The sequence below is a fragment of the Streptomyces sp. NPDC005262 genome (genome assembly GCF_042872425.1).
In the GTDB taxonomy this organism is placed as follows: Bacteria; Actinomycetota; Actinomycetes; order Streptomycetales; family Streptomycetaceae; genus Streptomyces.
Genome location: NZ_JBIAKK010000022.1, coordinates 14,439 through 39,722, shown reverse-complemented (window position 1 = coordinate 39,722; position 25,284 = coordinate 14,439). Strand labels below are relative to the sequence as shown.

Annotated in this window: 21 protein-coding genes and 1 pseudogene; 8 read left to right on the top strand and 14 right to left on the bottom strand. The window is 68.8% G+C overall.

Translation table 11 applies throughout. The features are described from left to right. Nucleotides 1-4 precede the first annotated feature (4 nt). Together dnaK and ACFYP5_RS35115 are read right to left on the bottom strand one after the other, a co-directional pair. Entirely contained in the window at nucleotides 5-1,900 is a 1,896-nt protein-coding gene (gene dnaK / locus ACFYP5_RS35120; RefSeq protein WP_389043335.1) for a molecular chaperone DnaK, read from the bottom strand. Next, nucleotides 1,803-2,486, bottom strand: coding sequence for a general stress protein (locus tag ACFYP5_RS35115; protein ID WP_389043332.1), 684 nt, complete (start codon nucleotides 2,484-2,486; stop codon nucleotides 1,803-1,805). The genes dnaK and ACFYP5_RS35115 overlap by 98 nt, the downstream gene beginning before the upstream one ends. A 222-nt stretch (nucleotides 2,487-2,708) precedes the next feature. Here ACFYP5_RS35115 and ACFYP5_RS35110 point away from each other — a divergent pair, with 222 nt between their 5' ends. Next, nucleotides 2,709-4,490 (top strand): PucR family transcriptional regulator, encoded by a 1,782-nt coding sequence (locus ACFYP5_RS35110; RefSeq protein WP_389043329.1) that lies wholly within the window; start codon nucleotides 2,709-2,711, stop codon nucleotides 4,488-4,490. Between the two features lie 20 nt (nucleotides 4,491-4,510). On the opposite strand, the gene ACFYP5_RS35105 is transcribed toward ACFYP5_RS35110, so the two are convergent. Next, entirely contained in the window at nucleotides 4,511-4,993 is a 483-nt protein-coding gene (locus tag ACFYP5_RS35105; RefSeq protein WP_389043451.1) for a transposase, read from the bottom strand. 32 nt (nucleotides 4,994-5,025) lie between these two features. Here ACFYP5_RS35105 and ACFYP5_RS35100 point away from each other — a divergent pair. The 4 genes and pseudogenes from ACFYP5_RS35100 to ACFYP5_RS35085 form a co-directional block, all read left to right on the top strand. Then, a pseudogene (locus ACFYP5_RS35100) lies at nucleotides 5,026-5,943 on the top strand (zinc-binding dehydrogenase); the annotation flags it as partial. Between the two features lie 323 nt (nucleotides 5,944-6,266). Further along, on the top strand, nucleotides 6,267-7,373 hold the full coding sequence (locus ACFYP5_RS35095; RefSeq protein ID WP_389043328.1) for a hypothetical protein: 1,107 nt from the start codon (nucleotides 6,267-6,269) through the stop codon (nucleotides 7,371-7,373). 753 nt (nucleotides 7,374-8,126) lie between these two features. Beyond that, a complete protein-coding gene (locus ACFYP5_RS35090) occupies nucleotides 8,127-8,588 on the top strand; it encodes a hypothetical protein (RefSeq protein ID WP_389043325.1) in 462 nt (153 codons plus the stop codon). Then, nucleotides 8,566-9,693: an acetate/propionate family kinase gene (locus ACFYP5_RS35085; RefSeq protein WP_389043324.1), complete on the top strand. Its 1,128-nt coding sequence runs from the start codon at nucleotides 8,566-8,568 to the stop codon at nucleotides 9,691-9,693. Before ACFYP5_RS35090 ends, ACFYP5_RS35085 begins: the two co-directional genes overlap by 23 nt. A gap of 353 nt (nucleotides 9,694-10,046) precedes the next feature. Here the strand turns inward: ACFYP5_RS35085 and ACFYP5_RS35080 are convergent, their stop codons facing one another. From ACFYP5_RS35080 to ACFYP5_RS35030, 11 genes are all read right to left on the bottom strand, one after another. Beyond that, nucleotides 10,047-10,280 (bottom strand): hypothetical protein, encoded by a 234-nt coding sequence (locus ACFYP5_RS35080; RefSeq protein WP_389043322.1) that lies wholly within the window; start codon nucleotides 10,278-10,280, stop codon nucleotides 10,047-10,049. A gap of 386 nt (nucleotides 10,281-10,666) precedes the next feature. After that, nucleotides 10,667-11,776, bottom strand: a complete 1,110-nt coding sequence (gene pqqE, locus ACFYP5_RS35075; RefSeq protein ID WP_389043320.1) for a pyrroloquinoline quinone biosynthesis protein PqqE — start codon at nucleotides 11,774-11,776, stop codon at nucleotides 10,667-10,669. Continuing rightward, a complete protein-coding gene (gene pqqD / locus ACFYP5_RS35070; RefSeq protein ID WP_389043317.1) occupies nucleotides 11,773-12,045 on the bottom strand; it encodes a pyrroloquinoline quinone biosynthesis peptide chaperone PqqD in 273 nt (90 codons plus the stop codon). The genes pqqE and pqqD overlap by 4 nt, the downstream gene beginning before the upstream one ends. After that, entirely contained in the window at nucleotides 12,042-12,800 is a 759-nt protein-coding gene (pqqC, locus tag ACFYP5_RS35065) for a pyrroloquinoline-quinone synthase PqqC (protein WP_389043314.1), read from the bottom strand. Before pqqC ends, pqqD begins: the two co-directional genes overlap by 4 nt. After that, nucleotides 12,797-13,693 carry a pyrroloquinoline quinone biosynthesis protein PqqB gene (gene pqqB, locus ACFYP5_RS35060; RefSeq protein ID WP_389043312.1) on the bottom strand — a complete coding sequence of 299 codons (897 nt, stop codon included), beginning with the start codon at nucleotides 13,691-13,693 and terminating at the stop codon, nucleotides 12,797-12,799. The genes pqqC and pqqB overlap by 4 nt, the downstream gene beginning before the upstream one ends. Before the next feature lie 10 nt (nucleotides 13,694-13,703). Further along, nucleotides 13,704-13,835 carry a pyrroloquinoline quinone precursor peptide PqqA gene (gene pqqA, locus ACFYP5_RS35055; protein WP_389043311.1) on the bottom strand — a complete coding sequence of 44 codons (132 nt, stop codon included), beginning with the start codon at nucleotides 13,833-13,835 and terminating at the stop codon, nucleotides 13,704-13,706. A gap of 318 nt (nucleotides 13,836-14,153) precedes the next feature. Next, a complete protein-coding gene (locus ACFYP5_RS35050; RefSeq protein ID WP_389043310.1) occupies nucleotides 14,154-15,146 on the bottom strand; it encodes a ThuA domain-containing protein in 993 nt (330 codons plus the stop codon). A gap of 293 nt (nucleotides 15,147-15,439) precedes the next feature. Then, the gene (locus tag ACFYP5_RS35045) at nucleotides 15,440-17,590 is read right to left on the bottom strand and encodes a PQQ-binding-like beta-propeller repeat protein (RefSeq protein ID WP_389043308.1); all 2,151 of its coding nucleotides are present in this window, start codon (nucleotides 17,588-17,590) and stop codon (nucleotides 15,440-15,442) included. Between the two features lie 178 nt (nucleotides 17,591-17,768). Beyond that, the gene (locus tag ACFYP5_RS35040) at nucleotides 17,769-18,611 is read right to left on the bottom strand and encodes a citryl-CoA lyase (protein WP_389043306.1); all 843 of its coding nucleotides are present in this window, start codon (nucleotides 18,609-18,611) and stop codon (nucleotides 17,769-17,771) included. Further along, on the bottom strand, nucleotides 18,608-19,807 hold the full coding sequence (locus ACFYP5_RS35035) for a CaiB/BaiF CoA transferase family protein (RefSeq protein ID WP_389043304.1): 1,200 nt from the start codon (nucleotides 19,805-19,807) through the stop codon (nucleotides 18,608-18,610). Before ACFYP5_RS35035 ends, ACFYP5_RS35040 begins: the two co-directional genes overlap by 4 nt. 55 nt (nucleotides 19,808-19,862) lie before the next feature. Continuing rightward, on the bottom strand, nucleotides 19,863-20,630 hold the full coding sequence (locus tag ACFYP5_RS35030) for an IclR family transcriptional regulator (RefSeq protein WP_389043301.1): 768 nt from the start codon (nucleotides 20,628-20,630) through the stop codon (nucleotides 19,863-19,865). Nucleotides 20,631-20,842: 212 nt separating this feature from the next. On the opposite strand from ACFYP5_RS35030, the gene ACFYP5_RS35025 reads away from it, so the two are divergent. From ACFYP5_RS35025 to ACFYP5_RS35015, 3 genes are read left to right on the top strand one after another with little or no spacing between them, the layout of a single operon-like run. Next, a complete protein-coding gene (locus ACFYP5_RS35025) occupies nucleotides 20,843-22,345 on the top strand; it encodes an aldehyde dehydrogenase family protein (protein ID WP_389043298.1) in 1,503 nt (500 codons plus the stop codon). Next, the gene (locus ACFYP5_RS35020; protein ID WP_389043296.1) at nucleotides 22,342-24,090 is read left to right on the top strand and encodes a thiamine pyrophosphate-binding protein; all 1,749 of its coding nucleotides are present in this window, start codon (nucleotides 22,342-22,344) and stop codon (nucleotides 24,088-24,090) included. The genes ACFYP5_RS35025 and ACFYP5_RS35020 overlap by 4 nt, the downstream gene beginning before the upstream one ends. Before the next feature lie 5 nt (nucleotides 24,091-24,095). After that, nucleotides 24,096-25,250, top strand: coding sequence for an ABC transporter substrate-binding protein (locus tag ACFYP5_RS35015; RefSeq protein ID WP_389043293.1), 1,155 nt, complete (start codon nucleotides 24,096-24,098; stop codon nucleotides 25,248-25,250). The last annotated feature ends 34 nt before the right edge of the window (nucleotides 25,251-25,284 follow it).

Here is a 25,284-nt window from a genome sequence, read left to right as displayed (position 1 = left end):
TGCCTCAGTCCTTGTCGAACTCGGCGTCGATGACATCGTCGTCACCGCCACCACCGCTCGTGGGACCACCGGTGGCGGCGTCCTGGCCGGGACCGGTGGCGTCGGCGCCCTGATGGGCCGTCAGCCCGGCGAGCACCTGCTGGAGTTCCGAGGTCAGGGGTCGTACGCGCTCCACGCCCGCCTCTTCCTTGACCGCTTCCCGGGCGTCGGACACGAGCATCTCGGCGCGTGCCTTCTCGTGCGCGGGGGCTGCGTCGCCCAGTTCGGCGAGGCGCTTCTCGACCTGGTACGCGACGGCGTCGAGTTCGTTGCGGGCGTCGACGGCCTCGCGGAGTGCCTGGTCCTGGCCCTGGTTGCTTTCGGCCTCCTGGACCATGCGTTCGACCTCACTGCGGTCCAGATTGGAGCTCTCGCTAATGGTGATGCCCTGTTCCTTGCCGGTGTCCCGGTCGCGGGCCTTGACGTTGAGGATGCCGTTGGCGTCGATGTCGAAGGTGACCTCGATCTGTGGTTCGCCCCGCGGTGCCGGGCGGATGTCGGTGAGCTGGAAGCGGCCGAGCACCCGGTTGTCGGCGGCCCGTTCGCGCTCGCCCTGGAGGACGACGATGTCGACAGCGGGCTGGTTGTCCTCGGCGGTCGAGAAGGTCTCGGAGCGGCGCACGGGGATGGTGGTGTTCCGCTCGATGATCTTCGTCATCACGCCGCCGCGTGTCTCGACACCCAGCGAAAGGGGCGTGACATCGAGCAGCAGGACGTCCTTGACCTCGCCCTTGAGTACCCCGGCCTGGATCGCGGCGCCCAGGGCCACGACCTCGTCGGGGTTGACGCTCATGTTGGGTTCCTTGCCGCCGGTCAGCCGGCGCACAAGGGCCTGGACCGCCGGGATACGTGTGGAGCCGCCTACGAGGATGACCTCGTCGATGTCGCTCTCGCCGACCTTGGCGTCGGCCATTGCCTGCTGGACCGGTCCAAGGCACCGCTCCACCAGGTCGCCGGTGATCTGCTCGAACGTGGACCGCATGATCGAGTCGGTGAGGTGCTTGGGTCCCGAGGCGTCGGCGGTGATGAACGGCAGGCTGACCTGCGTCTGTGTCACCGAACTGAGCTCGGTCTTGGCCTTCTCCGAAGCCTCGAACAGGCGTTGCAGCGCCTGCGGATCCTTGCGCAGATCGATGCCGTTCTCCTTCTGGAAGTCGTCCGCGAGGTAATCCACCAGACGCCGGTCGAAGTCGTCACCGCCCAGGTGACTGTCGCCCGCCGTGGAACGCACCTCCACCACGCCGTCGCCGACGTCGAGGATGCTCACATCGAAGGTGCCGCCGCCCAGGTCAAAGACGAGGACGGTCTCGTGCTGCTTCTTGTCCATGCCGTACGCGAGCGCCGCCGCGGTCGGCTCATTGATGATCCGCAGCACCTCCAGACCCGCGATCCGTCCGGCGTCCTTGGTGGCGGTGCGCTGGGCGTCGTTGAAGTAGGCGGGCACCGTGATGACCGCCTCCGTGACCCGCTCCCCCAGCTGCTTGGAGGCGTCCTCGGCGAGTTTGCGCAGCACCTGTGCGCTGATCTCCTCAGGCGCGTACAGCTTGTCGCGCACCTTGAAGCGGGCCGCCCCGCCGTCGCCCTCGACCACGTCGTACGCCACGGCTCTGGCCTCGTCGGAGATCTCGTCGAAGTGCCGGCCGATGAACCGCTTGGCCGAGTAGATGGTGCCCTTGGGGTTGAGGATCGCCTGGCGCCGGGCCAGCTGGCCCACCAGACGTTCCCCGGTGTCGGTGAAAGCCACCACAGACGGTGTCGTACGGTTACCCTCGCTGTTGGGCACGACGGAAGGTTCGCCGCCTTCCCACACGGCGATCACCGAGTTGGTGGTGCCCAGGTCGATGCCCACTGCCTTGGCCATGAGGAACTCCTCCCGATGCGGCGGCCTGCGCCGACGCTGCGGATCCGATCGTTGAGGTTTGGGCGGGACGTCCGGACGAAGCGGTCGCCGACGAGGCCGTACGGCTCCTCGGCCGGCTGCGGACCACCAGCGTCGGCGACGTACCGGCTGGGCTGCATCGAGCGGACGGGGGCGAACCCCGATCCGAAGCCGCAGGACCCGCCCGGTCCGGCCGCCGCACCTCGCCGTCATCCCGGCGGCTGCCCCGCAGGGTGTACAGCAGCAGACCGAACAGCGCGCCCACGATCGCTCCGAAAAGCACGCCGTAGAGGGCGACGAGCAGGGCGGAGACGAGCGGGTCCACCCAGTCAACCAGGCCGAAGAGCCAGCCGATCAACGCACCGGGAAGGGCCCCGCTCGCCGCTCCGTGCAGGGTGGCCCTGCCGTAGTCCATCCGACTGATGTCCTGCTCGACGAGGCAGGCGTCCTGGCCGATGAAGGCCACCCTCTGCGCGGGAAACCCCTGGTCCGAAAGGTGGTCGACGGTGCGTTCGGCTCCCTGGTGCGTCTCGTACGTGTCAACGGGCCTGCGAGGCTTCTGGAGCATCGCCCAGTCCTTCCTGCCGGTGCGCACGGCGCCACCCGCACGCCCAAGACTCGCTCAACCAAGCGGCCCTACGCCTGCGCCCGGCAGGTCAAAAAACAACGGAGCCCGTCGCCCCGCGAGCACGAGACGAAGACTTCGAACATCTCGGGTAAGTTGGTCGCAGGGGCGTACAGGAAGGGTCGCATTCACCTTTCTGAGGGCTTGGGGGAAGGGAGCAGTCCCATGGCCAGCAGCCGGGCGCACAACCTGTACCGCCGCCGCTCCGACCGGGAGGGCAGCCTTCCGCGGGGCACCGCCGGGCGGCAGTCCAGGGCCGCGCGGAGAGAACCCAGCCCACCCGTTCCGACCCCAGCCGACCATGCCCTCCACGAACTGATGGTGCTCTCCAGCGCCCTGTTCGACACCCGGGACGAGGGCGAGATCCTGCGCCTGGCCATGGACCACATAGCCGCCGCGGGGCCATACAGCGCCGAGGCCGGATACCTCAGAGTGGACGGCGACCTGGTCCCCGGCCCGAAGGGCGGGCAGATCCACGCCTTGGCCGTGGACCGGAGGGTGCGGGAGCTGGCCGGGCAAGACGGCCCTGTGACCGTACCCGGCCGGCCCTGGGGCCGGGCCCTGGGGCTGCGCGGACTTGAGGGACTCCACGGCTACCTCGTGGTGACGTCGCGCTCCTTGCCCACCGAGGCCGAGCGATCCCTGCTCGCCATGCTCGTCCGGCACACCGCTGCTGCTCTGTCAGTCGCCTTCACAGACCGCCGCCAACGCGAGGACGCGCTGGAGCTGCACCGGCTGAGGGAGGAACGGACAGCCCTCCAGCGGCAGCTGATCTCCGTCGTGGCTGAGCTGGGGTACCAGCGGGCTGTTCACGCGCTCATGGCCGATGTCGCTGCCTCGGGCGGCGGCGAGGAAGCCATCACCCGCGCACTGCACGAGCTCACTGGACTCCCCGCACTGGTCGAGGACCGCTTCGGTCGGCTGAGGTCCTGGACCGGCCCCAGCCGCCCCGACCCCTATCCGGAACCGGACCCCGTGCGCCAGGACGCAATGCTGCACGCCGTTGCCCGGGAGGTCGGGCCGGTGCGGATAAAGGACCGGCTGATCACTCTGGTCCGCCCGCACGGCGAGATGCTGGGCGTGCTGGCCCTGGTCGATGCCCGGGGCGAGGCCGACGAGCACACCGTGCTCGTGCTCGAACACGCCGCCACGTCGCTCGCCCTGGAGCTGGCACACCTGCGTAACCTGGCCGAGGTGGAGCTGAGGCTGCACCGCGAGCTGGTCGACGACCTCCTGGCAGGGACGGACGAGGCGAGCGCCTACGCCCGGTCCGAGGCAGTCGGACACGACCTGCACCGCAGCCACTACATCGTCGTGGTGCAGTGGTCGAACCGGACTGCGGGCGATTCCTTCGCGCATACCGTGGGCCGGGCGGCCTCTGCCGTGGGCATGCGCTCGCTGCTGACCCCGCGTTCCGACCACGTGGTCCTGGTCGCCGACGACAGGCCGCACGCCCGCGCGCTGTACGAGGCGCTCGCCCGGGAGACCGGGACACGGTCCGGGACGATCGGAGTGAGCGCCCCGTGCGATTCCCTGGACGACATCCCCCACCGCTACGAGGAGGCGCAGCGCGCCCTGGAAGTGCGCCGCCGCTCCCGCGAGCCCTACGGCACGACGTTCTTCGACGAGCTCGGCCTCTACCGCATCCTGGGACCTGGCAACGATTACCGGGAACTGGAGACGTTCGTCCACGAGTGGCTGGGGCAGCTCATCGACTACGACTCCCGGCACCACGCGACCATGGTGGAAACGCTGTCCCGGTACTTCGACTGCGGCGGCAACTACGACGAGACCGCCGAATCCCTCGCGATCCACCGCAGCACGCTGCGCTACCGGCTCCAGCGCATCCGCGACATCAGCGGCAGCAACCTCGCGAACGTCGAGGACCGCCTCAACCTCCAGGTGGCGACCCGAGTGTGGACGATCGTGCTGGGCGGACCCGGCTGATACCCCGCTAGGGAGTGTCTTCAAAGGGGTCGGATCCAGAGAAGAAGTGAGGCGATGGTGACCGCCGCCTCGTAGGATTCACGGGTTTTGTCGTAGCGGGTGGCGATCGCGCGGTATTGCTTCAGCCGGTTGAAGCATCGCTCGACGACGTTGCGGTGTCTGTAGAGCTGCTTGTTGAACGCTGGTGGTCTGCCGCCGTGACGGCCTCGGTTGCGGCGGTTGGCCTTCTGGTCCGAGCGCTCCGGGATGGTGTGGGGTATGCCGCGCCTGCGCAGGTAGGCGCGGATTTTGCGGGAGCTCCGTGGAGGGGACGGCGGTGGTGGGATGCATGCCGTCGGCTGCGTCGGACGCGCTGTCCCCGAGCGCCGCGGCGTCGAGGAGCATGGTGTTGAGCGGGTGTTCCCTGTCGTATCCCGCGCGGTCGCTCTTGGTGTAGAAGGGCGCGTGAGATGGCCGGCCAGCGGAGGGGTCAGGTCGTCGCCGAGCGGCAGGAAGGTGCACACACCGCCGGGCGAAGACGGTAGGGCGGCCACGGCGGGTCTGTTTGCCGTTCAACATCAGCTGCGGGTTCTGCCGCAACTGCGACCACGGGCTGACGGCCTTCTGCCTGACCACGCCGGTGGATCCGACGATGGCCGGTGCCGCATACGGCTTCGCGGGAATGGGCCCCTACAACGGCGGTCAGGCGGAGTTCCTGCGGGTTCCGTACGGAGACTCCAACTGCCTGGTGCTGCCGGAGGAGGCACGGGAGAAGCAGACCGACTACGTGATGCTGGCCGACATCTTCCCGACCGGCTGGCACTGCACGGAGCTGGCCGGCGTGCAGCCGGGTGAGACCGTTGTCATCTATGGCGCGGGCCCGGTCGGTCTGATGGCGGCACTGTCGGCAAATCTCAAGAGCGCGGCGCAGGTGATGGTCGTTGACCGTCACCCGGACCGGCTCGCGCTCGCAGAGCAGATCGGTGCGATTCCCATCGATGACTCCAAGGCCTCGCCGATCGACCAGATCAACGAGCTCACCAACGGTCTGGGGGCAGACCGTGGGTGTGAGTGCGTGGGCTACCAGGCGCACGACCCTCAGGGTGTCGAGCACCCGAACCTGACACTCAACAACTTGGTGCACTCGGTGAAGTTCACCGGGACGATCGGGGTCGTGGGTGTCTTCGTGCCGCACGACCCGGGGAGCCCGGACAAGCTGTACAAGGAGGACGGCGAGGTCGCCTTCGACTACGGCCTGTACTGGTTCAAGGGCCAGTCGATGGGAACCGGCCAGGCCAACGTCAAGGCATACAACCGACAGCTGTGCGCCCTGATAGAGCAGGGCAAGGCCAAGCCCTCCTGGATCGTCTCCCACGAGCTGCCGCTGGACCAGGCCCCCGCCGGCTACCAGCACTTCGACGCCCGTGACGACGGCTGGACCAAGGTCGTCCCCCACCCCAACGGGTCAAGCTGACCGACGCGGGCCCACACCCCCGTGCGCAAGGGCTCGCACGCGCGGTTGGCGGGACCGAGCGTCTCGTCGGAGGGTCGTACCTCGCGTCGACTGCGGGAGGATTGTCCTTTTGGTCCGTCAGTATCGGTTCGCTGTAGGTGACTGAGTGCGTCTCCTCGTCTTCCTCCGCGCCACTCGTCGGCCACCGGTCTCCCCGTCCCGCCTGATCGGGGGACGGGGGCGCCAAGGCGCCTGTCGCGCTCGACTGCCACATAGAGGGGCGTTACAACGGGACGTCGGGCGAAATACCGTCGCGCGCGCCCGCCCCTGACCGGATTGAGACCGTGACAGATTTCCTCCCCGCCGCTGCGGCGCACGTGGTACGGATCGTGCTGGTCGCCGACCCCGGAGTGGCGTCGGAGATCGCCCAGGAATTGGCCGACAAGCTGCCGCAGCATCTGAGGCGGCGGGTCCGCGCGGACGTCGACTGGCGGGTGACGGCGCGCACGGTACCCGTGGTCGCGGACGAGCAACTGGACGTCTCCTCCGCGGCCGACGTCGTACGCCCCTTGCTCCCCGAGGGCGACTGGGAGGCCGGAGTCCTCCTCACCGATCTGCCTCGACGAGCCGGCCTGCGCCCGGTCAGCGTCGAGGTGAGCCCGGCGGACCGCATCGCGCTGGTGTCCCTGCCCGCGCTCGGCTCCTGGCGGATGCGACGGCGCGCCCGGCGCGTCGTCGCGGATGTCGTCGGCATGCTCACTCGGGACCGTGCCGATCTCGCTCCGTCCCTGGAGGAAGCCGGCCGGCTCGAAGCTTCGGGGGCCGGCGAGGATGGCCTGGAACGCTTCATCGTGCCCGGCCTGCGCGGACATCTGAGTCTCGTCACCGGTATGGTGCGGGCCAATCGGCCCTGGCGGCTCTTCGCCACCCTCTCCCGCGCACTGGCCGGTATCTTCGCAACCGCCGCCTTCGGCCTGATCAACAACTCGACCTGGACCCTCTCCTCGGGCATGGGCGTGGGACGCCTGATCGGGGCCTCTGTGGCGTCCCTTCTCGCCCTGACGGCATGGATCATCATCGATCACGAGCTCTGGGAACGCCCTCACGGTTCGCTCTCCCGCTCCTTCTCCCGCCTCTACAACACAGTGACGTGCGTGACGATCACCTCCGGTGTGCTCTCCCTGTACGTGATCCTGTTCATCACCCTCTTCGGCGTCTCCAAGCTCATCCTGACCCCGTCGGCCTTCGGCACGGTTATCGGGCAAGACGCAACGGTCCACGACTACGCCGTGCTCGCCTGGTTCGTCAGCTCGATGGGCATGGTCGGGGGTGCGTTCGGATCCGGACTCGAAGACGACGGCACCGTCCGCAACGCGGCGTACGGCGAGCGGCAGCGCCAGCGATGGCAGAAGCTGCGAGAGGTGCGGGAAGAACTGGAGAGCGAGACGTAGAGCGCGCGTTCGCTCGCCGCGCTGCGGCTGCTACCGATGAGCGACCGCGACAAGGACGCGGAGATTCTCGCCCTCCGCCACCAGATCATGGTCCTCGAGCGGCAGCTCGGAGAGAGACGGGCGGCCCTCCAGGAGGCTCGGGTGGGCAGGCCGCCACCCGAGGGCGTTACGGGTGTGGGCGCTGACGCCGGCTGGTCCATGGCGAGGATCGGGCGATCGGGCCGAAGTTCTCCTCGGGCTCCGACTCAACCAACAGGAAGTTCCCGTGGAGCCAGCCCTCGGGAGCGCGCCTCCCACCCAGCACCACCTGAACGATCAGCCAGGTGACGCCCCATCAGAACGAGCGTCACTTCAGCGTCAAGATATCGCTCGTAACGCCCACACCACACATAAGGCGCACGCACAAAACAGCAGGTCAGGAGCCCTTCGCGACCGGTTCAAGGATCGCGACGCACTCCACGTGATGCGTCACCGGAAACCGGTCGCAAAAGGAGAGACGTGACATACCACAGGTCAGCTGCCGTTCCCCGGTCTACCGGAGGAGCCTTCGGGCGTCCCACCGGCGGCCGGCGCAGCACTGCGAGCAGGGCCCTCAGACGGTCGGTGACCATGTACGGCCTGTCTGCTGGTGAAGACAGTCGCGAGAGCCAATGGATGGAACTCCCCCGAGGCCAGGCCACGCGGTCCCTGGTCACGGGTAAACGAGCTGGGAAAGTCCAACAGTCCTGCCGGTGGGCAGCTTGAAGGAGGATCATGGTCCAGCAGGTTCGCGCGGTCATGATGGATGATCCTGTCGTCGTGTCGTCGCTGACGGCCGGTGTGAACGTTGCCCAGCTGATGCGACGCAAGGACATTGTTGCCGTCCTCGTGGTCGCTGACGATCGGTTGCGTGGCCTCGTCGCCGACCGGGAGTGGCTTGTCCATCGAGGGCGATACCGGTTCATCCCTGGGCGACATCAGCGCTGCCAGGCCAAACGAGTGCACGATAACCTCGGAGACGCCCGGCCAATGGTGAATTACGACCTCCTCGCGAGCAACGGCGTATCTCGGCACGACCTGGCCGTTACCGCGCTGGGCCGTGTGCGCGGACGCACCACCGTCACCGATGACCTGGCCGTCGCCTACTACACCATCGTGATCGGCTGCGCGAGGCGATCCGCCGCACCAATTCTGCCGAGACCACGAAGCGAAAGTGGCAGATGTGAACGGCCCTGACATCCTCGTCGTCGCCGCTGGCTCTTCCAGCCTGCACCTGACGGTTCTGGGCGCCGACGGCCGCGAACGAGCCGCGAGGCACCTCACCGAGCCACCCGGCCCGGAGACCGCCGACACGATCGAGGACTTCCTGCGCGACGCGCCCCCGGTCGGGGCGACCGGGCACCGCCTCGTTCACGGCGGACCGCACCTACTGCGCCCTACCATCGTCGACGACGACGTACGCGCCGAGCTCGACCGTACGGTACGGCTCGCCCCGCTGCACATGCCCCCGGCACTCACGGCCCTGGACGCGACCCGCGCTTTCCTGCCCGACGTGCCGCACGTCGTGTGTCTGGACACCGCCTTCCACGCCGACCTGCCACCCGCCGCCCGCACCTACGCGGTGCCTCGCGAGTGGACCGAGCGGTACGGACTGCGCCGGTACGGGTTTCACGGCCTGTCCTACGCGTGGGCCCTGCAGCGGGCAGCCCGACTGATCGGCCGTCCGGCCAGCTCCCTGCACCTCGTCCTGGCGCACTTGGGAGGCGGCTGCTCGGTCTGCGCGGTTCGCGACGGGCACAGCGTCGACACCACCATGGGCTTCACCCCGTTGGAGGGCCTGGTGATGAGCAAGCGCAGCGGGAGCGTCGACCCGGGTCTGCTGCTCTGGCTCCAGACATCGGCAGGCTTGACGGCCGAGCGGATCGAGGACGCCCTCAATCACGAGTCCGGCCTCCTCGGCCTGTCCGGCATGTCCGGGGACACCCGGGACCTCGTCCGCGCAGGCGCCCGGGGGGACAGTAAGGCGACCTTCGCGCTGGACGTGTTCGCTGTTGGCGTGCGGCGCGGCATCGCGAGTGTCGCCGCTTCCCTCGACCGGATCGACGCGCTCGTGTTCACAGGCGAGATCGGCGAAGACCAGCCGGAGGTACGCGAAGCGGTCTGTTCGGGCTTGGGTGTCCTGGGCATCACCGGCGGGCTGACGGAGGGAAACCCGCCGGATGACGCCGTCGTCAGTCCGTGTGGCGCGGCCGTGCCCGTCCTGGTGATCCCGACAGGCGAAATCCAGCAGGTGGCAGCGGAAACGCGCGACACCCTCACGAGGCAGGCTGAGGACCGATAGCAGTGCAACACAGAGGTTGGGCCTGCCACGTTTGACCGTCAGCAGCGCCCCAGCCGCACCATCCACCGCTTCTCCACGAGTGTCCTGCACGCGACCCCGTGCCATCCCGGGTGGTGTACGGGGGTTGTGGGCGTATGGGTGGACTGCATGCGGCCTCGGTCGCCGCCGCTTCGGCCCGGTCCACCGCGTCGCGGAGTTCGGCAAGGTGGGGGGGGCGTGCTCGGTGAGGGGGGCCGCAAGCCAGTCCGGCATGATCAGGGCGAGCTGCGTGACCGACCGCTTCTTACGGCCGAGGCTGGGGCCGAGGCACAGGCGGAGGAAGTCCCGCACCTCATCAGGCGTCTGGAGCTGCATCAGATCTCACCGTCGTCGTGCGGCTGGGCCGGAATGCCGGGCCGCTGGGTGGAGGGGTACCGGTCACCGAGGGCCAGCGCACGGGTCACTGCCTGCGCGCCGTACCGGTCGGGGGCCGCGTCCTGGCCGTGCTCCTCGAGGAACCGCAGAACCTCGACGGGCCGGACACCTTCGGGCACCGGGCGGGCCAGCCGCCGCTGGGCGGTACCGCACAGCAGGCACCCGTTCGGCACCCGTCGGGTCGACCGGGCCGCCCGGGTGCCGCAGGAAGTGGTTTGCCTGCGCGTTGCCCCGGGCCGAGGCGACCAGCGCCCGGGCCGGTCATGGAAGCCCACCCGCCGGTACTTCACGCGAAGGCATCCGCGCCCTAACGACAGCAGATTGTTCGCACGGTCTGCCACTGCGCGAGATGGTCGTAGCGGCTCGCTCCCATCAGGACCCCCGTGAGGCCCCCGGATCGGGCAAGACACTCAACGCGAGATGGCGGCTACACGGGTTCGGAGGGTTGAGCGCCCATGCGTCTGGCTGCCCAGCACGCGCAGAAGCCGGTGTGGCGATGCCATGGGCGGCAATCACACCGGTCTGCGGAACGCGCAGCCTGACGGGGAGGGGCGCGGCGTCAGGGGCGCGGGGCCAGCCCCGCGCCCACGGTCGGGCGGCGCGGGATCATCTCGCGGATGCCGCCGGCAGCCGGACGGGCCAGAGCCGTCAGCGCTGTGTGGTCCGGGGAGAGGGAACAGGCCGGATCGGTGCGGGTGGCGTCGCCGGTCAGAGCGAAGGCTTGGCACCGGCAGCCGCCGAAGTCCTGGTCTCGTCGGTCGCAGCTGCGGCACGGAGAGGGCATCCAGTCCGTACCCCGGTAAAGGTTGAAGGCTTTCGATTCCTCCCAGATCCAGCGCAGGGAGTGGTCCTTGGCGTTGGCCGGGTCCAGGCCCGGCAGGGTGGCGGCCGCCGGACACGGCAGGACGGTGCCGTCAGGGGCGACGGTGAGTGAGACGGCTCCCCAGCCGCCCATGCAGGGTTTGGCCACCCCGTCGAAGTAGTCCGGCGTGACCCAGACGATTTCCAGACGTCCATCCAGCTGCTCGCGCCACCGGTCGACGGACTCCACCGCGCGGGCGAGCTGGTCGCGACCGGGCATGAGTGCCTCCCGGTTGAGCAGGCCCCAGCCGTAGAACTGCGTGTTGGCCAGCTCGATCCGGTCCGCGCCCCACTTCAGCGCGAGTTCTACGAGCGCATCGATGGCGTCCAGGTTGTGCCGGTGCAGTACGACATTGACGCCAAGTGGCAGCCCGGCCCTCCGGACAAGTGCCGCAGCAGCCTCCTTGGCGGCGAACGCCTGGCTGCCTGCGATCGCGTCCGAGGCGGCGGGGTCGGCGTGCTGTACGGACAGCTGTACGCTGCGCAGCCCCGCTGCGGTCAAGGAGCGGAGACGTTCTTCGGTGAGTCCCGAGCCGCTGGTGACCAGCTGGGTGTAGATGCCGGACTCCTCCGCCCCGGTGACGATGGCCTCCAGGTCCTTGCGGAGCAGCGGCTCACCGCCGGAGAGGTGGGTCTGCAGGACTCCGAGGTCGGCGGCCTGGCGAAAGATGTCCACCCAGTGGGCGGCGGTCAGCTCGCGGGAGCGGCGGGTCAGCTCCAGAGGGTTGGAGCAGTAGCCGCAGTGCAGCGGGCAGGCGTGTGTCAGTTCCGCCAGCAGCCCCCACGGCGGTGCGATCGTCGCAGTCATCGGATCCAGCCTTCCTTGTGCAGCCGTTCGATGAAGGTGCTCACCTCGGTGTCAACCGGGGCTGCCGGAAAGCGTTCCCGCAGCTCGTCGGCGATGCGGGCCACCGTGCGCGTGCCGTCGCACAGTTCGATGACCGATCGGGCACTGCCCTCGAGTACAACGACGCGTTCCGGCATGAGCAGGACGTCCTTGCCCCGCGTCCGGTCGTGCCTCAGGACGACGGCGGGAGCCCGTCGCGGGCACCAGAGATCGCCGTGGCGGGCGTTCATCCCACGCCTCCCGGCCGGCTGCCATGCTCGACGCTGTCGAGCAGCGACCACAGCACATCACATTTGAAGGCGAGGGCCGACAGGGCAGCGAGCTGGTCGGCGCGGGTCCGCGCCCAGCCGACCACCCAGGACAGCGCTTCCGTCCCGTCGCGTCGGCCCTGCGGGACCCTGCTGCGGAAGTAAGCGAGGCCCGATTCCTCGATCCACGGGTAGTGGCGGGGGAAGGTCTTCAGGCGGGTCAGCATGATGTTCGGTGCGCACAGCTCCGTGAGCGAGGAGGCCACGGCCTCCAGAGCGGGGCTGAGCCGGCAAAAGTTCACATAGCCGTCGACGGCGAACCGCACCCCAGGCAGGACGTTCCTGCCCGATTCCAGGTCGGCGCGGTCCAGGCCCACCGCCTCGCCGAGCCGCAGCCAGCGCTCGATGCCGCCCTCGCCGTCGGCGATACCGTCGTGGTCCTGAATCCTGCGCAGCCACGAGCGCCGCATGGCCGGCTCGGGCAGCTTGGCGAGGATCAGGGCGTCCTTCACCGGGATGCTGCGCTGGTAGTGGAATCGGTTGGCGACCCAGGTACGCAGCTCGGCCGGGCTGAGGTCACCGCGGTGCATCCGCACGTTGAACGAATGCCTGTCGTGGTACCGGCTTTGTGCCAGTTCCCGCACTTCGGACTCGAACGCGGCGGGTGGCAGAGGTCCGTCGTCTGCCCATGCGGGGTGTGCGACACCAGATCCGGGCCTTGCGGGTGCTGTCGTCATAGCTCGATCACCATCCCGTCCTGGGCTACTTCGAGCCCCCGTCCGGCCAGGACGCCGTGCTGCGGGGCCAAGGGGTCGACCAGGGGGTTCGTATTGTTGAGGTGGGTGTACAGGCAGCGCGCCGGCAGGGACGCCAGGTGTTGGGCGGTGCCGGTGGGTCCGTCGACGGGCAGGTGGCCCATCGCGGTGGACGTTCTGGCAGAGATGCCCAGTCGTTGCGGTTCCTTGTCGTCCCAGAAGGTTCCGTCAATGAAGACGCAGTCTGCGGCGCCGGCCTCCTTGCCAAACTCCTCCGTCCAGCCGGCAAGCGCGGGCGCGTACAGCGCCGTCCGGCCGCTGGCGGGGTCGTGGAGGCGGGCGGCGACGACCCAGGAGTCGTCCTCCTGGGCTTCGGCGGCGTAGCGAGGTCGCTTGGTGGACAGGGGCACCGCGCAGACTTCGATCCCCGCGATCAGCGCCGGGCTGTGACCCGCCGGCGGCAGATCCCGCCAGGTGAGGGTGGTGTACGGCGTCAGGACGGTGTCCAGTGCGAGGCGTTCGCGCAGAGCCTGGCGCACCGGTGTGGTGGCGTAGATCTCCACGTGCCGTGCCTCGCGCAGCCGCAGCAGGCCCAAGGTGTGGTCGAGCTCTGCGTCGGTGAGCAGGACCCGGACCACGGGGGTGCGTTCCGTGCCCGCTGCAGGACGCAGCCGGGGGTGGGTCTCCAGGTGCTCGGTGATGTCCGGTCCCGCGTTGACGAGGAACCAGGTCGACGGATCGTGGCCGAGGACGGCGAGCGAATCATGGCTGCGGCGACGGTCGGGGTGGGCGCGTGCCCCGGTGCATCCGGGGCACGCGCAGTTCCACTGGGGAACCCCTCCACCCGCTGCCGTGCCCAGGGTGAGCAGCAGCATCGGGCTTCTTCTAGAGGTCGTTGAGGTAGTAGGCGGTGACCTCCATGCCGGTTTCGATGACGGTGAAGTCCGGCGTGGCCCAGGTGTCGGCGGTGGGCGCGGTGGGTGCCTGCTGGTCGGGGGTGACGTTCGAGTCGAGCATGACGGGTGTCCTTTCGGCGGAGCAGAAACGGGTGTGCGGGGAATCGGTGGAGGAGGCTCTGGCCGGGCTCTGGAGGGGGCATGTCGCCGGCTGCGACACAGGTGGGGAGGGTCTCGGACCGTGCTGCGGCAAACCATCAACCAACCACTGGGCGGTTTTGGTGGTCCGTCAGGTGGATTGGCTCATACGTTAGGCAGGGTTCATGGCCGGGAGCAAGAGGGGGGAGGGCCCTGATTTCGCCTGCTGCTGCGTGCTTGCGGGCATGCCGGCGGCATGGCACAGCCGTGCCGCCGGCATGCCAGGCCTGTGCGCCCGGTGCTACTTGCAGAAAGGCTTCATGCCTGCGGCGGACTGGATGCCGCCCGTGATCAGCTTCTGGAACTCGGCTGCACCGGCGAAGGATCCGTCGGTGGTGAATTCCTTCGCGTCGTGGCCCAGCGTGGTGACCCAGGAGCGGCCGCCGTCGTAGTACTGGCACCACGCCACTGGGTGGTTGTCACCGTGGCCGGGGTGGTTGTAGTTGCCGGCGACTCCCTTGGCCAGGGTGCTCTCGTCCACCTTGCCCAGGACCCGGACCTTGGTGGGAGCCGGGACCAGGTTGTACCACTCGTCGGTGAAGTTCCACCGTGCCGGCAGCTCCTCGGTGGAGACGTCCTTGCGGTCCACCGTCTGCACGGTGCCCGGTTGTGCGGCGCCGTGGTCATAGAAGTTGGCGTTGCCCAGCAGGCCTTCGTACCAGGGCCAGTTGTACTCGGTTCCGAAGGCGTTGTGGATGCCGACGAATCCGCCGCCGCCGCGGACGTACTGTCGCAGAGAGGTCTGGGCGGCGTCGTCCAGTGCGTCCCTGCTGGTGGAGAAGAACACCACCGCGTTGTACTTGAACAGCGTGTTCGGGGACGCGAGTTGGGTGACGTCCTCTGTGTAGTCGACCTGGAAGCCGCCCTGCTCGCCCAGCTTGAGCATGGCCTTCTGGACCACGTTCGCGTCGGTGATCGGGGGGTTCAGCCCGGTCGCCAGCGCGGGGCCGAGGTTGGCGTGCCGGGGTCCCGCCGTGTGGGTGTAGAGCAGGATCCGGTAGCCCTTGGCCGGGTCGAAGTTGCCCCAGTCGTGGTAGCAGTCGGGATCCAGGCCACGGCAGACCCCGTAGTCCGGGTCGCCCAGCTCCGTGGCCCCGGTGCCGATCCGTCCGTGGGCGAAGCTGAGGGTGCCGGTGGCGATGAGCGCCACGACCATGGCGATCGTCGCTCCCAGTGTGGCGAGCACGGCCGAGCGGGTGCTCAGCGCTCTCGCTCGGAGCGTTCTTCCTGGCATGGGTGTGCTTCCTTCTGTTGTCGATGGCGCGCCGAAGTGGCACCTGGCGAAATGAGAGAGCCTGCGGGCCGGTGGTGAGCCTCCCGCGTGCCGCAGCCGCCGCGCGGGTGTGCGGGGCATGCCGGACAGGCCTGGCCGGAAGGGCTGGATGTGCCGCTCATCTGGCACGGCGTCAGCGGCCGGCAGGCATGGGAAGGGGGCGGCGTCAGGTGTGGTGGCGGACGCGGCCGGTGATGTGTGCGGGTGGAACGGACTCGCCCGGCGGGTGGTGCGCAGCCGTGGGCAGTGAGGGGTCAGGAGACGACGATCTTGCCCGTGCTCTGCGGGGAGACCGGGTCGTTGTAGAAGAATTCGCCCGCAGTGTCGAAGGTGTGCGTGTACGACTCACCCGGCATCAACAGGCCCGTGTCGAACTCGGCCTCGAAGAAGGCGGCCGCGCCGTGGGCGGTCTTGTTGGTCGCGGGGTTGGTGAACGTGACCGTGGTGCCGCGGGGGATGGTGAGATGCTGCGGTGACATGGCGTTCTGCGAGACCAGGTTCTCGGCGGTGCCCGGGGCGCCCTTGGCGTTGTCCCAGACGCGGCCCAGCGTGATGGTGTTGCCCGCTGCGCTGCCGCTCACCGCCGCTGCCCGGATCTGGTTGCGCTTGGAGGGGGGCACGGGCGCGGGGGCCGGGCCGACCTTGCCGCCGACCTTGAAGGCCCACAGGTGGTCGCCGCGCGGGATGTCCGGGTAGGGCAGACCGTTACCGCCGGCCAGCACGGCCACGTACTGCTCGCCTTCGATCTCGTACGTCATCGGGCTCGTGTTGACGCCCGCGCCGCACTGCCAGGTCCACAGCTCTTTGCCGTTCGCGTCGTCGAGGGCGGTCAGGACGCCGTCGGGACGCCCTTGGAAGAGCACGCCGCCCGCGGTGCTGAGTACGCCGTTTCCGTGGGCGAGCGACCAGTCGCCCTCCTGCCGCCAGGAGACCGTGTTGGTGCGGGGGTCCACTGCGGCAACTCCGCCGGCGAAGTACTCGCCGAGGGGGCGTGCGGTGTTGACGCGGCCGTCGTGGGTGTTGGAGTAGGCGGAGTTGATCAGCCCGTATCCCACGTAGACCAGCCCGGTGCGGTGGCTGAAGGACGGCGAGGACCAGTCCGCGCCTCCGCCCGCGCCCGGATACAGGATGGTCGGCCGGTCCCAGTGCACCTCGAAGAGGCCGCCGGTGGCGTAGAACGGCACCGGGCGAGTTGCCTTGTCGATCCGCGGCTCGGTCTCGACGAAAGGCTCACCGCCCGGGAACGGCTGAGTGGGTGAGGTCTTCTGCGCCGCATGCTGCGGTACGGGGCGCTCCTCCATGCCGTGCACCGGATCTCCGGTCGCGCGGTCCAGTATGTAGTACATCCCGGTCTTGCTGCCGTACACGACGACCTTGCGCTTGCGCCCCTCGATCTGGATGTCCGCGAGCACGGGCGACATCACACCGTCGTAGTCCCAGATGTCGTGGTGCACGGACTGGAAGTGCCAGCGCCGCTCCCCTGTCTTGGCGTCGATGGCCACCAGGCAGTTGGCGAAGAGGTTGTCACCACCCCGGGTGGAGCCATCGGTGCGGGGGTAGGGGTTGCCGAACGTCCAATAGACCAGGCCCAGTTCGGGATCGACGGCCGGGTGGATCCAGCACACTGCGCCACCGGTCTTCCAGGTGTCGCCCTCCCAGGTGTCGTGGCCGAACTCGCCGGGGCCGGGGGTGCCCCAGAACGTCCAGACGACCTCACCGGTCGCAGCGTTCAGGGCGTAGCCGCGGCCGCGGGCACCCGCGGTGCTTCCCTGGGTGCCCACATAGATCAGGCCGTCCCAGTAGACGACAGCGCCGGCCAGGCTGCCCTTGCTGCCGCCGCACTGGCCGCTGGCGGGGTCGCATCCTGGGTCGCCCTGGTCCTCGATGAGCATCTCCCTGGTCCACACGACCGCGCCGGTGCGCTGGTCCAGGCCGTAGATGATGTTTGCACCGGAGATGGTGAAGGCGAGCCCCTGGCCAAGGGCCACCCCGCGCATGTTGGTCGTCTCGTTGCCGACGTTCGTCTTCCATTTGACGTCCCCGGTACGCCCGTTGACGGCGAAGATGTTCTGCTGGGTGGTGGCGATGTAGAGGACGCCGTCCTGGGCGACGACAGCGCATTGCTGGGCGCGGCCGGTGTCACCGCCCTCCAGGTTGATGTGCCAGGCCCCACCGAGCTGCTTCACATTGCGGGGGGTGATCTTCTTGAGGGCCGAGTAGTTCTGGTTGGCCAGGTTGCCGCCCGCCTTGGGGAAGTTACTGTCCGTCGGCTTGAACGCCTGCTTCGGTACGGGCTGGGCCAGTGTTCCGCCGCCCGGTTCGGCCGCCTGGGCAGGCGAGTTGAGGAGGGCGACGGCCGTTGTGGTGCCGGCCGCCGCACTGGCGAGAAAACTGCGTCTGTCCATGAACCCTCTTTCATGACGTGCCCTTGCCGAGTTCCGGGTCCACCTGGTGGTCCGGTTGGAGGTGAGGAGAGAGAGCGGGGAAGCGGATCATGGTCCGCTGTGCGGTTTACTCGACCCGCATGATGGTCCCCGGGAAGTGGTTCCATACGTTAAGGACACTGCAGTTGCGTGACAAGGGTTATGACGCGGATTCCTCGGCGGAGGCCGGATCCACAGGCTTGAGACGGGCCGGGAGGACGGAGCGGGGGATGGGGCCCTTGTTCCGGCGGCCCTGTCCGGTCTCCTCCCATGCATGGGCCAGGATGCCCACCGACCGGCTCAGCACGAACAGTCCTCTGGCCAGCGGCGCGGGGAAGCCCAGCTCGGCGTAGATGACGGCGGTGGCGCCGTCGATGTTCATCGGGACGGGGCGGGCGCCGGCGCGGCGTTGCCTCAGAGCCCGTTCGACCGCGAGAGCCGCCTGGAGATGGTCGCCCGCAACGACCCCGGCGGCGACGGCCTCCTCAGTCAACCGCAGGAGAGGATCGCGGCGCGGGTCGACCGGATGGAAGCGGTGGCCGAACCCGGGGAGGTAGCGGGAGCGGGCCTGCCATAGCGCCATGGCCTCACGGGCGGAAGCGTCCCAGTCCGCGCCGCGCAGGTGGAGCGCGCGGATCTCCTCCAGCATCTGCACACACTGCTGCCCCGCGCCGCCGTGGACGTCGCCGAGCATGTTGACGCCGGTGGCGATCGCGTTGTTGAGGCCCACGCCGCAGGTCGCGGCCATACGGGCGGCGGCTATCGAGGGTGCCTGCGGCCCGTGGTCCACTCCTGCCACCAGAGCCGCTTCGAGCAGAGCGGATTGTCCGGGAGAGGGAAGGTCGCCGCGCAGCAGTAGCCAGATCATGTCCACCAGGCCGACCGAGCCGATCAGGTCCTGTACCGGCCGGTCCCGCAGTTCGATGGATCCGGGTTCGATGTGGCTGACGGCGGTGGCCCACCACTGTGCGGCCTCGTCGTGGACGGATGCGGATGCACTCATGAGCCTGTCGCCTCCTTCGCGGCGGTCGAGGACCAGCGCGAGGCCAGTTGCTCGCGCTCGTAGTTGTGCTCGCCCAGCAGCGGCGGCGGTGTACGGGGCAGGAACGGTTCCCCGTCGAAGAGCACCCCGCTGCCGAGCACGGGCAAGGCCGTGCCCGACCCATCGGGCCTTCGTAGTTCGGTGACGAAGCCCCGGTGCCGCAACTGCGGCTGGGACAAAGCCTGCGGGACGGTGAGCACCCGCGCCGCAGGTACCCCGGCAGGTGTCAGTACCTCCTCCCACTCGGCTGCGGAGCGCTGTGAAAGCGCCTCGTTCAGAGCGGCGTTGAGCGCGTCGCGATGGGCCTTGCGCCCCTCACGTTCCACGAACCGGGGATCCGTGACGAGCTCCGGGGCGCCGACCAGACGGCACAGTGTCTCGAACTGGCGCTGCTGGTTGGCTGCGATGTTGAGCGCCCCGTCCTTGGTACGGAACGTGCCCGAAGGTGCGGCGGTGGCGTTCTGGTCCCCCATCGGCTCCGGCGGGACGCCGCTGACCAGATAGTTCGAGACGGCCCAACCCATGGCCGACAAGGACGTCTCCAGCATGGAGACGTCCAGTCTGCTGCCCTGCCCGGTACGTTCCCGGTGCAGCAGGGCGGCGCTGACCGCAAGGGCGGCGGACAGTCCGCCGGTCGTGTCGCACACCGGGAAGCCGACCCGCAGCGGGGCGGTGTCGACGGTGCCGGTGACGCTCATCATCCCGGAGAGCCCCTGAATGATCTGGTCATAGGCCGGCGCGTCGCTCATCGGCCCGGTCTGGCCGAAGCCCGAGATGGAACAGCAGACCAGGCGCGGATTGATCTGATCGAGCCGCTCCTGGTCGTATCCCATCCGGGAGAGGACGCCGGCGCGAAAATTCTCCAGGAGAACGTCGGCGCCGCTCAGCATCTCCTCGAAGACCGCGCGGTCGGCCGGGTCCTTGAGATCGAGCTCCACGGACTTCTTGCCCGCGTTCTGCGCGAGGAACGAAGCGCCGATACCGGCGCGGTTGAGATCGGCGTCGGGGCCGAGGTTGCGGGCCAGGTCGCCCTGCCCCGGGCGCTCGATCTTGATGACCTCGGCCCCGAGGAGCATGAGGTGGTAACTGCAGTAGGGACCGGCCAGGACGTTCGTCAGGTCCAGCACTTTTATGTCGTCGAGCGGTCGCGCATCCATGGGTGGTGTCTCCTCACGCGGCGCCGGTGACCGGCGCCGCTGTCCGGCACGGTCGTCAGCTCCGAGGTCCCAGGGGATGGTCGAATCCCTGGGACATGATCTGTCCAGCCACCTGTTGGAGATCCTGGACGAAATCCTCGACCGAGTTCTGGGTGATGCGTGCGGTGGGCCCGCTCAGCGAGAGTGCGGCGACCACCACACCCGACGAGGTGGTGAGCGGCACGGCCACGGCAGTGAGGCCGACGTCGCGCTCGCCCTGGCTGAGTGCGTATCCCTGCTGTGCGGCCTGGTCGATCCACTCCCGAAGCTGTTCCACGTGAGGTGTGCCGTGCGGCGAGGCCGCCGCGATCCGCTGCAGCAGGGCCTCGCTCGCACCGGCCAGCAGCACCTTGGACGAGGCGCCCGCCCACAGCGGGAGCTCGTCACCCACCCGCACCACATGGCGCAGCGGCTGGGGGCTCTCCTGCTGTGCGACGCAGACGCGGTGGATGTCGCGCCGGATCATCACGTTCGCCGTCTCGCCGCGCCGGTCTGCCAGCGCCCTCAGTGCCTTTGTCGTCTCCGGCGGCAACTCCCAGCTGCCCTGGGCGAGATGAGCCCAGCGCCACAGTCCCGGGCCCGCGGTGTAGCCCGCGTCGGTGGACCACAGCAGCCCGTAGCTCTCCAGTGTCTGCACCAGCCGGACCACGGTGGTCTTCGCCAGCCCGGTCGCCTCCACGATGGTTCTGAGGGAGACGACGGGCTGGTCCTCGGTCAGCAGCGACAGGATGTCCAAGGCCCGGCGCACACTGCGTACGCCGTTCTGTCCTTGCTCGGAATCCATGTTTTCTCCTTCGTGTGGTCTGTGCCGACAGTGTGGCCAGGAACAGGGCGGGCCGGGGTGCTCGTGGGGGCACTCGCGCCGAATCGGCGGGAAACCTGAGGATTCAACTTCTTTCGCCCGGGCTATTGCCAAGCCCAACCGGCGCCCGTACGTTACACGCCAGTCCACAAGGCGGTCTACGAAAACCGCTAGATGGCTTACATGGAGACGTGATGCTGGAAGTCCTCCTCAAGTCTGTTGCCGACGCAGAAGTCGTTGACGCACTTCCCTTCCTTGCCGGAGCGTGGTCGGGCGACGGCCCTTGGGCCGAGCGGCGCGGCCCCTACTTGCGACGGACCGTCAGCCGAGCCCCCACCGCACTGCCGGCCGAGGTCGACCAGGCCGTGGCCGATGCCCGCCGCTACGCGCCCCAGGTCGCGTCGCTCGCTCCGGCGGCACGGGCCGCGATCCTGCAGCGTGCCTCCGCCGCCGCCCTGGCCCACCGCGATCAACTGGCCAGGCTGCTCGCCCTGGAGCTGGGAAAGCCCCTCAAAGACAGCCGCATAGAAATCGAACGGGTCGCCTCCACCTTCGAGGTCTGTGCGGCCGAGGCTCGCCGCATCGACGGGGAGACCCTGCCGATCGCGGGCTGGAACACCGGTGTCGGCAACAGCGCCTTCACCTACCGCGCTCCCGCCGGGGTCGCCCTCGCCATCACCCCGTTCAACGCACCGGCCAATCTCCTGGCGCACAAGCTCGGCGCCTCCTTCGCCGCGGGCAACACCACCCTGGTGAAGGCGCCCCCGCAGGCCCCAGCCATTTCGGCGGCCGTGGTGGCCCTACTGCTGGACAGCGGAATGCCCTCTCAGGCAGTCCAGTTGCTGCACGGAGGGGGTGAAGTCGGTGCCGTACTGTGCGCAGCCACCGAGGTCGACGTCATCAGCTTCACCGGCAGCGCCGCCACCGGGGCTGCCGTCGCCCGCGCCGCCGGCGCCAAGCGGCTCGCCCTCGAACTCGGCGGCAACGCGGCCACCATCATCTGCGAGGACGCCGACATCGAGGCCGCGGCCAAGGCGGCGGCTCGCACCGGATACAGCAACTCCGGGCAGAGCTGCATCTCCGTCCAGCGCGTCTATGTGCACCGCAGCCGTTACACGGACTTCCTGGACGCCTTCGCCGCGGCGGTCGACAAGCTGGTCATCGGCGACCCCATGGACCTGGCCACCGACATCGGCTCCATGGTCGATGACGACGCGGCGGAGCGGGTGGTCCGCTGGTCGGCCGAAGCCGCCGAGCTGGGAGCCACCGTGCTCCGGGGCGGAACCCGCAAGGGGGCCACAGCGGCCCCGACCATCATCGCCGGCCCACCCGCCCACGCCTCGGTCGTCGCGCATGAGGTCTTCGGCGCACTCGTCGCCGTGATGCCGTACGACGACTTCGACACGGTCCTCGGCGAGTGCAACGCCAGCCGCTACGGGCTGCAGGCCGGCCTCTTCACCCACGACATCAACCGCATCTTCACCGCCTGGCGCCGCCTCGAAGTGGGCGGACTCATCGTCAACGGAACGTCGAACTTCCGCCTCGACCACATCCCGTTCGGCGGCGTGAAGGACTCCGGATTCGGACGCGAGTCGCCGCGCTGGCTCATCGACGACTACACAGTCGTCAAGACCCTCATGCTCCGAGGCCTGTCCATCTGGGGCGAACGCCATGACCTCACGAAAGAGAACCAGTGACCACCGTTACCGCCGCTGAAGCCCTCGTCACGCAACTGGAGTCCTACGGCGTCGAGTACGTCTTCGGCACCTGCGGGCACACCAACATCGCGCTCCTCGACGCGCTTGGGCCCAGCTCCATCCACTTCGTCATCGCCCGGCACGAGCAGGCTGCGGCCCACGCCGCCGACGGCTACGCCCGCGCCTCGGGCAAGCCCGGCGTCCTGCTCACCCACGTCGGCCCCGGCATGATGAACGCGGTCACCGGTGTCGCCACAGCCGCCATGGACTCCGTCCCGCTCGTGGTCATCTCCGGCGACATCCCCTCCTATTACTACGGCCGTCATCCGCACCAGGAGGTCAACCTCCACGCGGACGCCGACCAGACCGCGATCTACCGGCCCTTCTGCAAGCGCGCCTGGCCCGTCCAGCGCACCTTCGACCTCCACCGCACCGTGGAACGCGCCTTCTGGACCGCGACCTCGGGCCGGCCCGGCGCCGTACTCGTCAACGTCCCCATGGACCTCTTCTCGCGGCAGGTCGAGCCGTACACCCCCGGATCGCACGCGATACCCGACAGTGCCCTCCCCGGCCTCGCCGAGGACACCGCCCAGCGCATAGCCCAGGCGCTGTTGGACGCCGAGCGCCCCCTCATCTACTTCGGCGGAGGCCTGCGCGCCCCCGAAGCCAAGCAAGCGCTCCTCGCCCTGGCCGAGCACCTCGACATCCCGCTCGCCCACTCCCTGATGGGCAAGGGTGCCATCCCCGACCGGCACCCGCTGCTTCTCGGCATGCCCGGCTTCTGGGGCCTGGACTCCACCCACGCCCACACCAAGGACGCCGACGTGGTGCTGGCCCTCGCCACCCGCTTCGCGGAGACCGACGCCAGCTCCTGGGACCCCGCCCACACGTGGAACTTCCCGCCGAGCAAGCTCATCCAGATCGACATCGACCCGGCCGAAATCGGCCGCAACTACCCGGTGGAGATCGGTGCGGTCGCCGACGTCGGTCACTCGGTGCGCGCCATCGAGGCAGCCGTCCGGGCGCGGCGACCTGAGCCCCTGACCCGTCCAGCACTGCGCGAGACCATCGCGGCCAGCAGGGCCGAACTCTTCGATCTGGCGACCGAGAACGGAGCGAGCGACAACTTCCCGCTGCGCCCCCAGCGCATCCTCGCCGATCTGCGTGCCACCCTCCCCGCCGACGCGATCCTGGTCACCGACGTCGGCTGGAACAAGAACGGCGTTGCGCAGTCCTACGACCTGCCGCCCGAGGGCAAGTTCATCACCCCCGGCGGCGCGTCCACCATGGGATTCGGCCCCGCTGCCGCGGTCGGTGTCCAGATGGCTCAGCCGCAGCGCACGGTTGTCGCTCTCATCGGCGACGGCGGGATGAGCGCACAGCTCCCGGCCGTGCCGATGGCGGTGGAACAGGGCCTGCCGGTCATCTTCGCCGTCATGAACAACCGGGCCCATGGCACCATCTCCGACCTCCAGCGCTCGAACTACGGCCGAGGGTACGGATGTGACTTCACCGGCCCGGACGGCAAGCCCTACAGCCCCGACTTCGCCGCGTACGGAAGATCCTGCGGCGCCGACGGCTACGAGGTGACCTCTGCGGAGGACCTGGCGAAGGTGCTCGCCACCGCGGTGGAGCGACGTCGGCCCGCCGTCATCGACATCCCCATGGTCAACGAGCCGGTTCCCACGCCCGGCCACTGGAACATCAACGACATCTACAACGGCAACTTCCCCGACGAAGGATGATTCCCATGAGCACAAGAATTCGCGGCAGCCTCTCCGTTCCGGCCGCAGCCCTCGGCGTCCTCCTCGCGGCCTCCGCGTGCAGCGCCCCCGGTGACTCCTCCTCGGACGACGCCGGCAGCAGCGGACCAATCAAGATCGCTGTGGTGGACGCACAGAGCGGTCAACTCGCCTCCCTGGGTGACTGGGAGGCCAAGGGCGCCAAGCTCGCGGTCAAGGAGTGGAACAAGAAGGGCGGCATCGACGGCCGCAAGATCAAGCTGACAGTCTTCGACGACCAAGGCGACCCGACCACCGGCACCAACATCGCGCGCAAGCTGGACAGCGGGAACTACGTGGCGATGATTGGCACCGCGGAGAGCGCAGTCACCGTGGCCATGGCCCCCATCCTCAAGCAGGCGGAAATCCCCAACATCACCTCCGGCCAGGCCACCGCTCTCGTCGACGTCAAGAGCCCCTTCCTCTTCCTCAACGGGCCTACCAGCACCACCTACGATTCCACGCTGGCCGATTACCTGGTCACCACCAAGAAGTTCAAGAAGATCGCGATGATCTCCAACAACGGCTCCTACGGCAAGGGCGAGCACGACGCCTTCACCGCCGCGCTCAAGAAGGCGGGCATCACTCCCGTCACCGACCAGGTCGTCACCACGGACCAGAAGGACTTCAGCGCCTCCCTCTCGCGCATTCGTCAGTCCAAGCCCGACGCGATCTTCCTCGGCTCCGAGGAAGTCGAAGCCGGCCTGATCGTGAAGCAGGCCCGCGACCTCGGCATCACCGCGCCGTTCGCCGGCGCCGCCCCGCAGGGCACACCGGTCTTCATCGAGACGGCAGGTGCCACGAACGTCGAGAACACCATCGTCAGTTCGCCCTACCTCAGTAATGAGATCAGTGACGCAAGCCGCGCCTTCGCCACCGCGTACAAGGCCGAGTACGGCAAGGACGCCGAACTGCACGGAGCCAAGGCATACGACGGCACCAACATCATGCTCACCGCTCTGAAGAACAGTGGCACGGCCACCGGCAAGAAGCTCGCCGACGAGATCCGGGCCACCAAGTACCAGGGTCTGCTCGGAGACTTCGCCTACGACGAGACCGGGGTCGGCATCTTCAAGACAACAATCGGCGTCATCAAGGACGGAAAGCTCTCCGCCGCTCAGTAAGGGCCGCCCCGCTCAGTCAGCCCGTCGAGCCGAA

Bases quoted from the DNA above. Each gene is read 5' to 3' on its own strand.
- ACFYP5_RS35040 (WP_389043306.1), bottom strand. From the start codon at position 18,611: ATGAGTGCATCCGCATCCGTCCACGACGAGGCCGCACAGTGGTGGGCC.
- ACFYP5_RS35015 (WP_389043293.1), top strand. From the start codon at position 24,096: ATGAGCACAAGAATTCGCGGCAGCCTCTCCGTTCCGGCCGCAGCCCTC.
- pqqA (WP_389043311.1), bottom strand. From the start codon at position 13,835: ATGCTCGACTCGAACGTCACCCCCGACCAGCAGGCACCCACCGCGCCC.
- pqqD (WP_389043317.1), bottom strand. From the start codon at position 12,045: ATGAACGCCCGCCACGGCGATCTCTGGTGCCCGCGACGGGCTCCCGCC.
- ACFYP5_RS35035 (WP_389043304.1), bottom strand. From the start codon at position 19,807: ATGGATGCGCGACCGCTCGACGACATAAAAGTGCTGGACCTGACGAAC.
- ACFYP5_RS35050 (WP_389043310.1), bottom strand. From the start codon at position 15,146: ATGCCAGGAAGAACGCTCCGAGCGAGAGCGCTGAGCACCCGCTCGGCC.
- ACFYP5_RS35115 (WP_389043332.1), bottom strand. From the start codon at position 2,486: ATGCTCCAGAAGCCTCGCAGGCCCGTTGACACGTACGAGACGCACCAG.
- ACFYP5_RS35025 (WP_389043298.1), top strand. From the start codon at position 20,843: ATGCTGGAAGTCCTCCTCAAGTCTGTTGCCGACGCAGAAGTCGTTGAC.
- pqqC (WP_389043314.1), bottom strand. From the start codon at position 12,800: ATGACGACAGCACCCGCAAGGCCCGGATCTGGTGTCGCACACCCCGCA.
- ACFYP5_RS35110 (WP_389043329.1), top strand. From the start codon at position 2,709: ATGGCCAGCAGCCGGGCGCACAACCTGTACCGCCGCCGCTCCGACCGG.
- dnaK (WP_389043335.1), bottom strand. From the start codon at position 1,900: ATGGCCAAGGCAGTGGGCATCGACCTGGGCACCACCAACTCGGTGATC.
- pqqE (WP_389043320.1), bottom strand. From the start codon at position 11,776: ATGACTGCGACGATCGCACCGCCGTGGGGGCTGCTGGCGGAACTGACA.
- ACFYP5_RS35090 (WP_389043325.1), top strand. From the start codon at position 8,127: ATGGTCCAGCAGGTTCGCGCGGTCATGATGGATGATCCTGTCGTCGTG.
- ACFYP5_RS35030 (WP_389043301.1), bottom strand. From the start codon at position 20,630: ATGGATTCCGAGCAAGGACAGAACGGCGTACGCAGTGTGCGCCGGGCC.
- pqqB (WP_389043312.1), bottom strand. From the start codon at position 13,693: ATGCTGCTGCTCACCCTGGGCACGGCAGCGGGTGGAGGGGTTCCCCAG.
- ACFYP5_RS35045 (WP_389043308.1), bottom strand. From the start codon at position 17,590: ATGGACAGACGCAGTTTTCTCGCCAGTGCGGCGGCCGGCACCACAACG.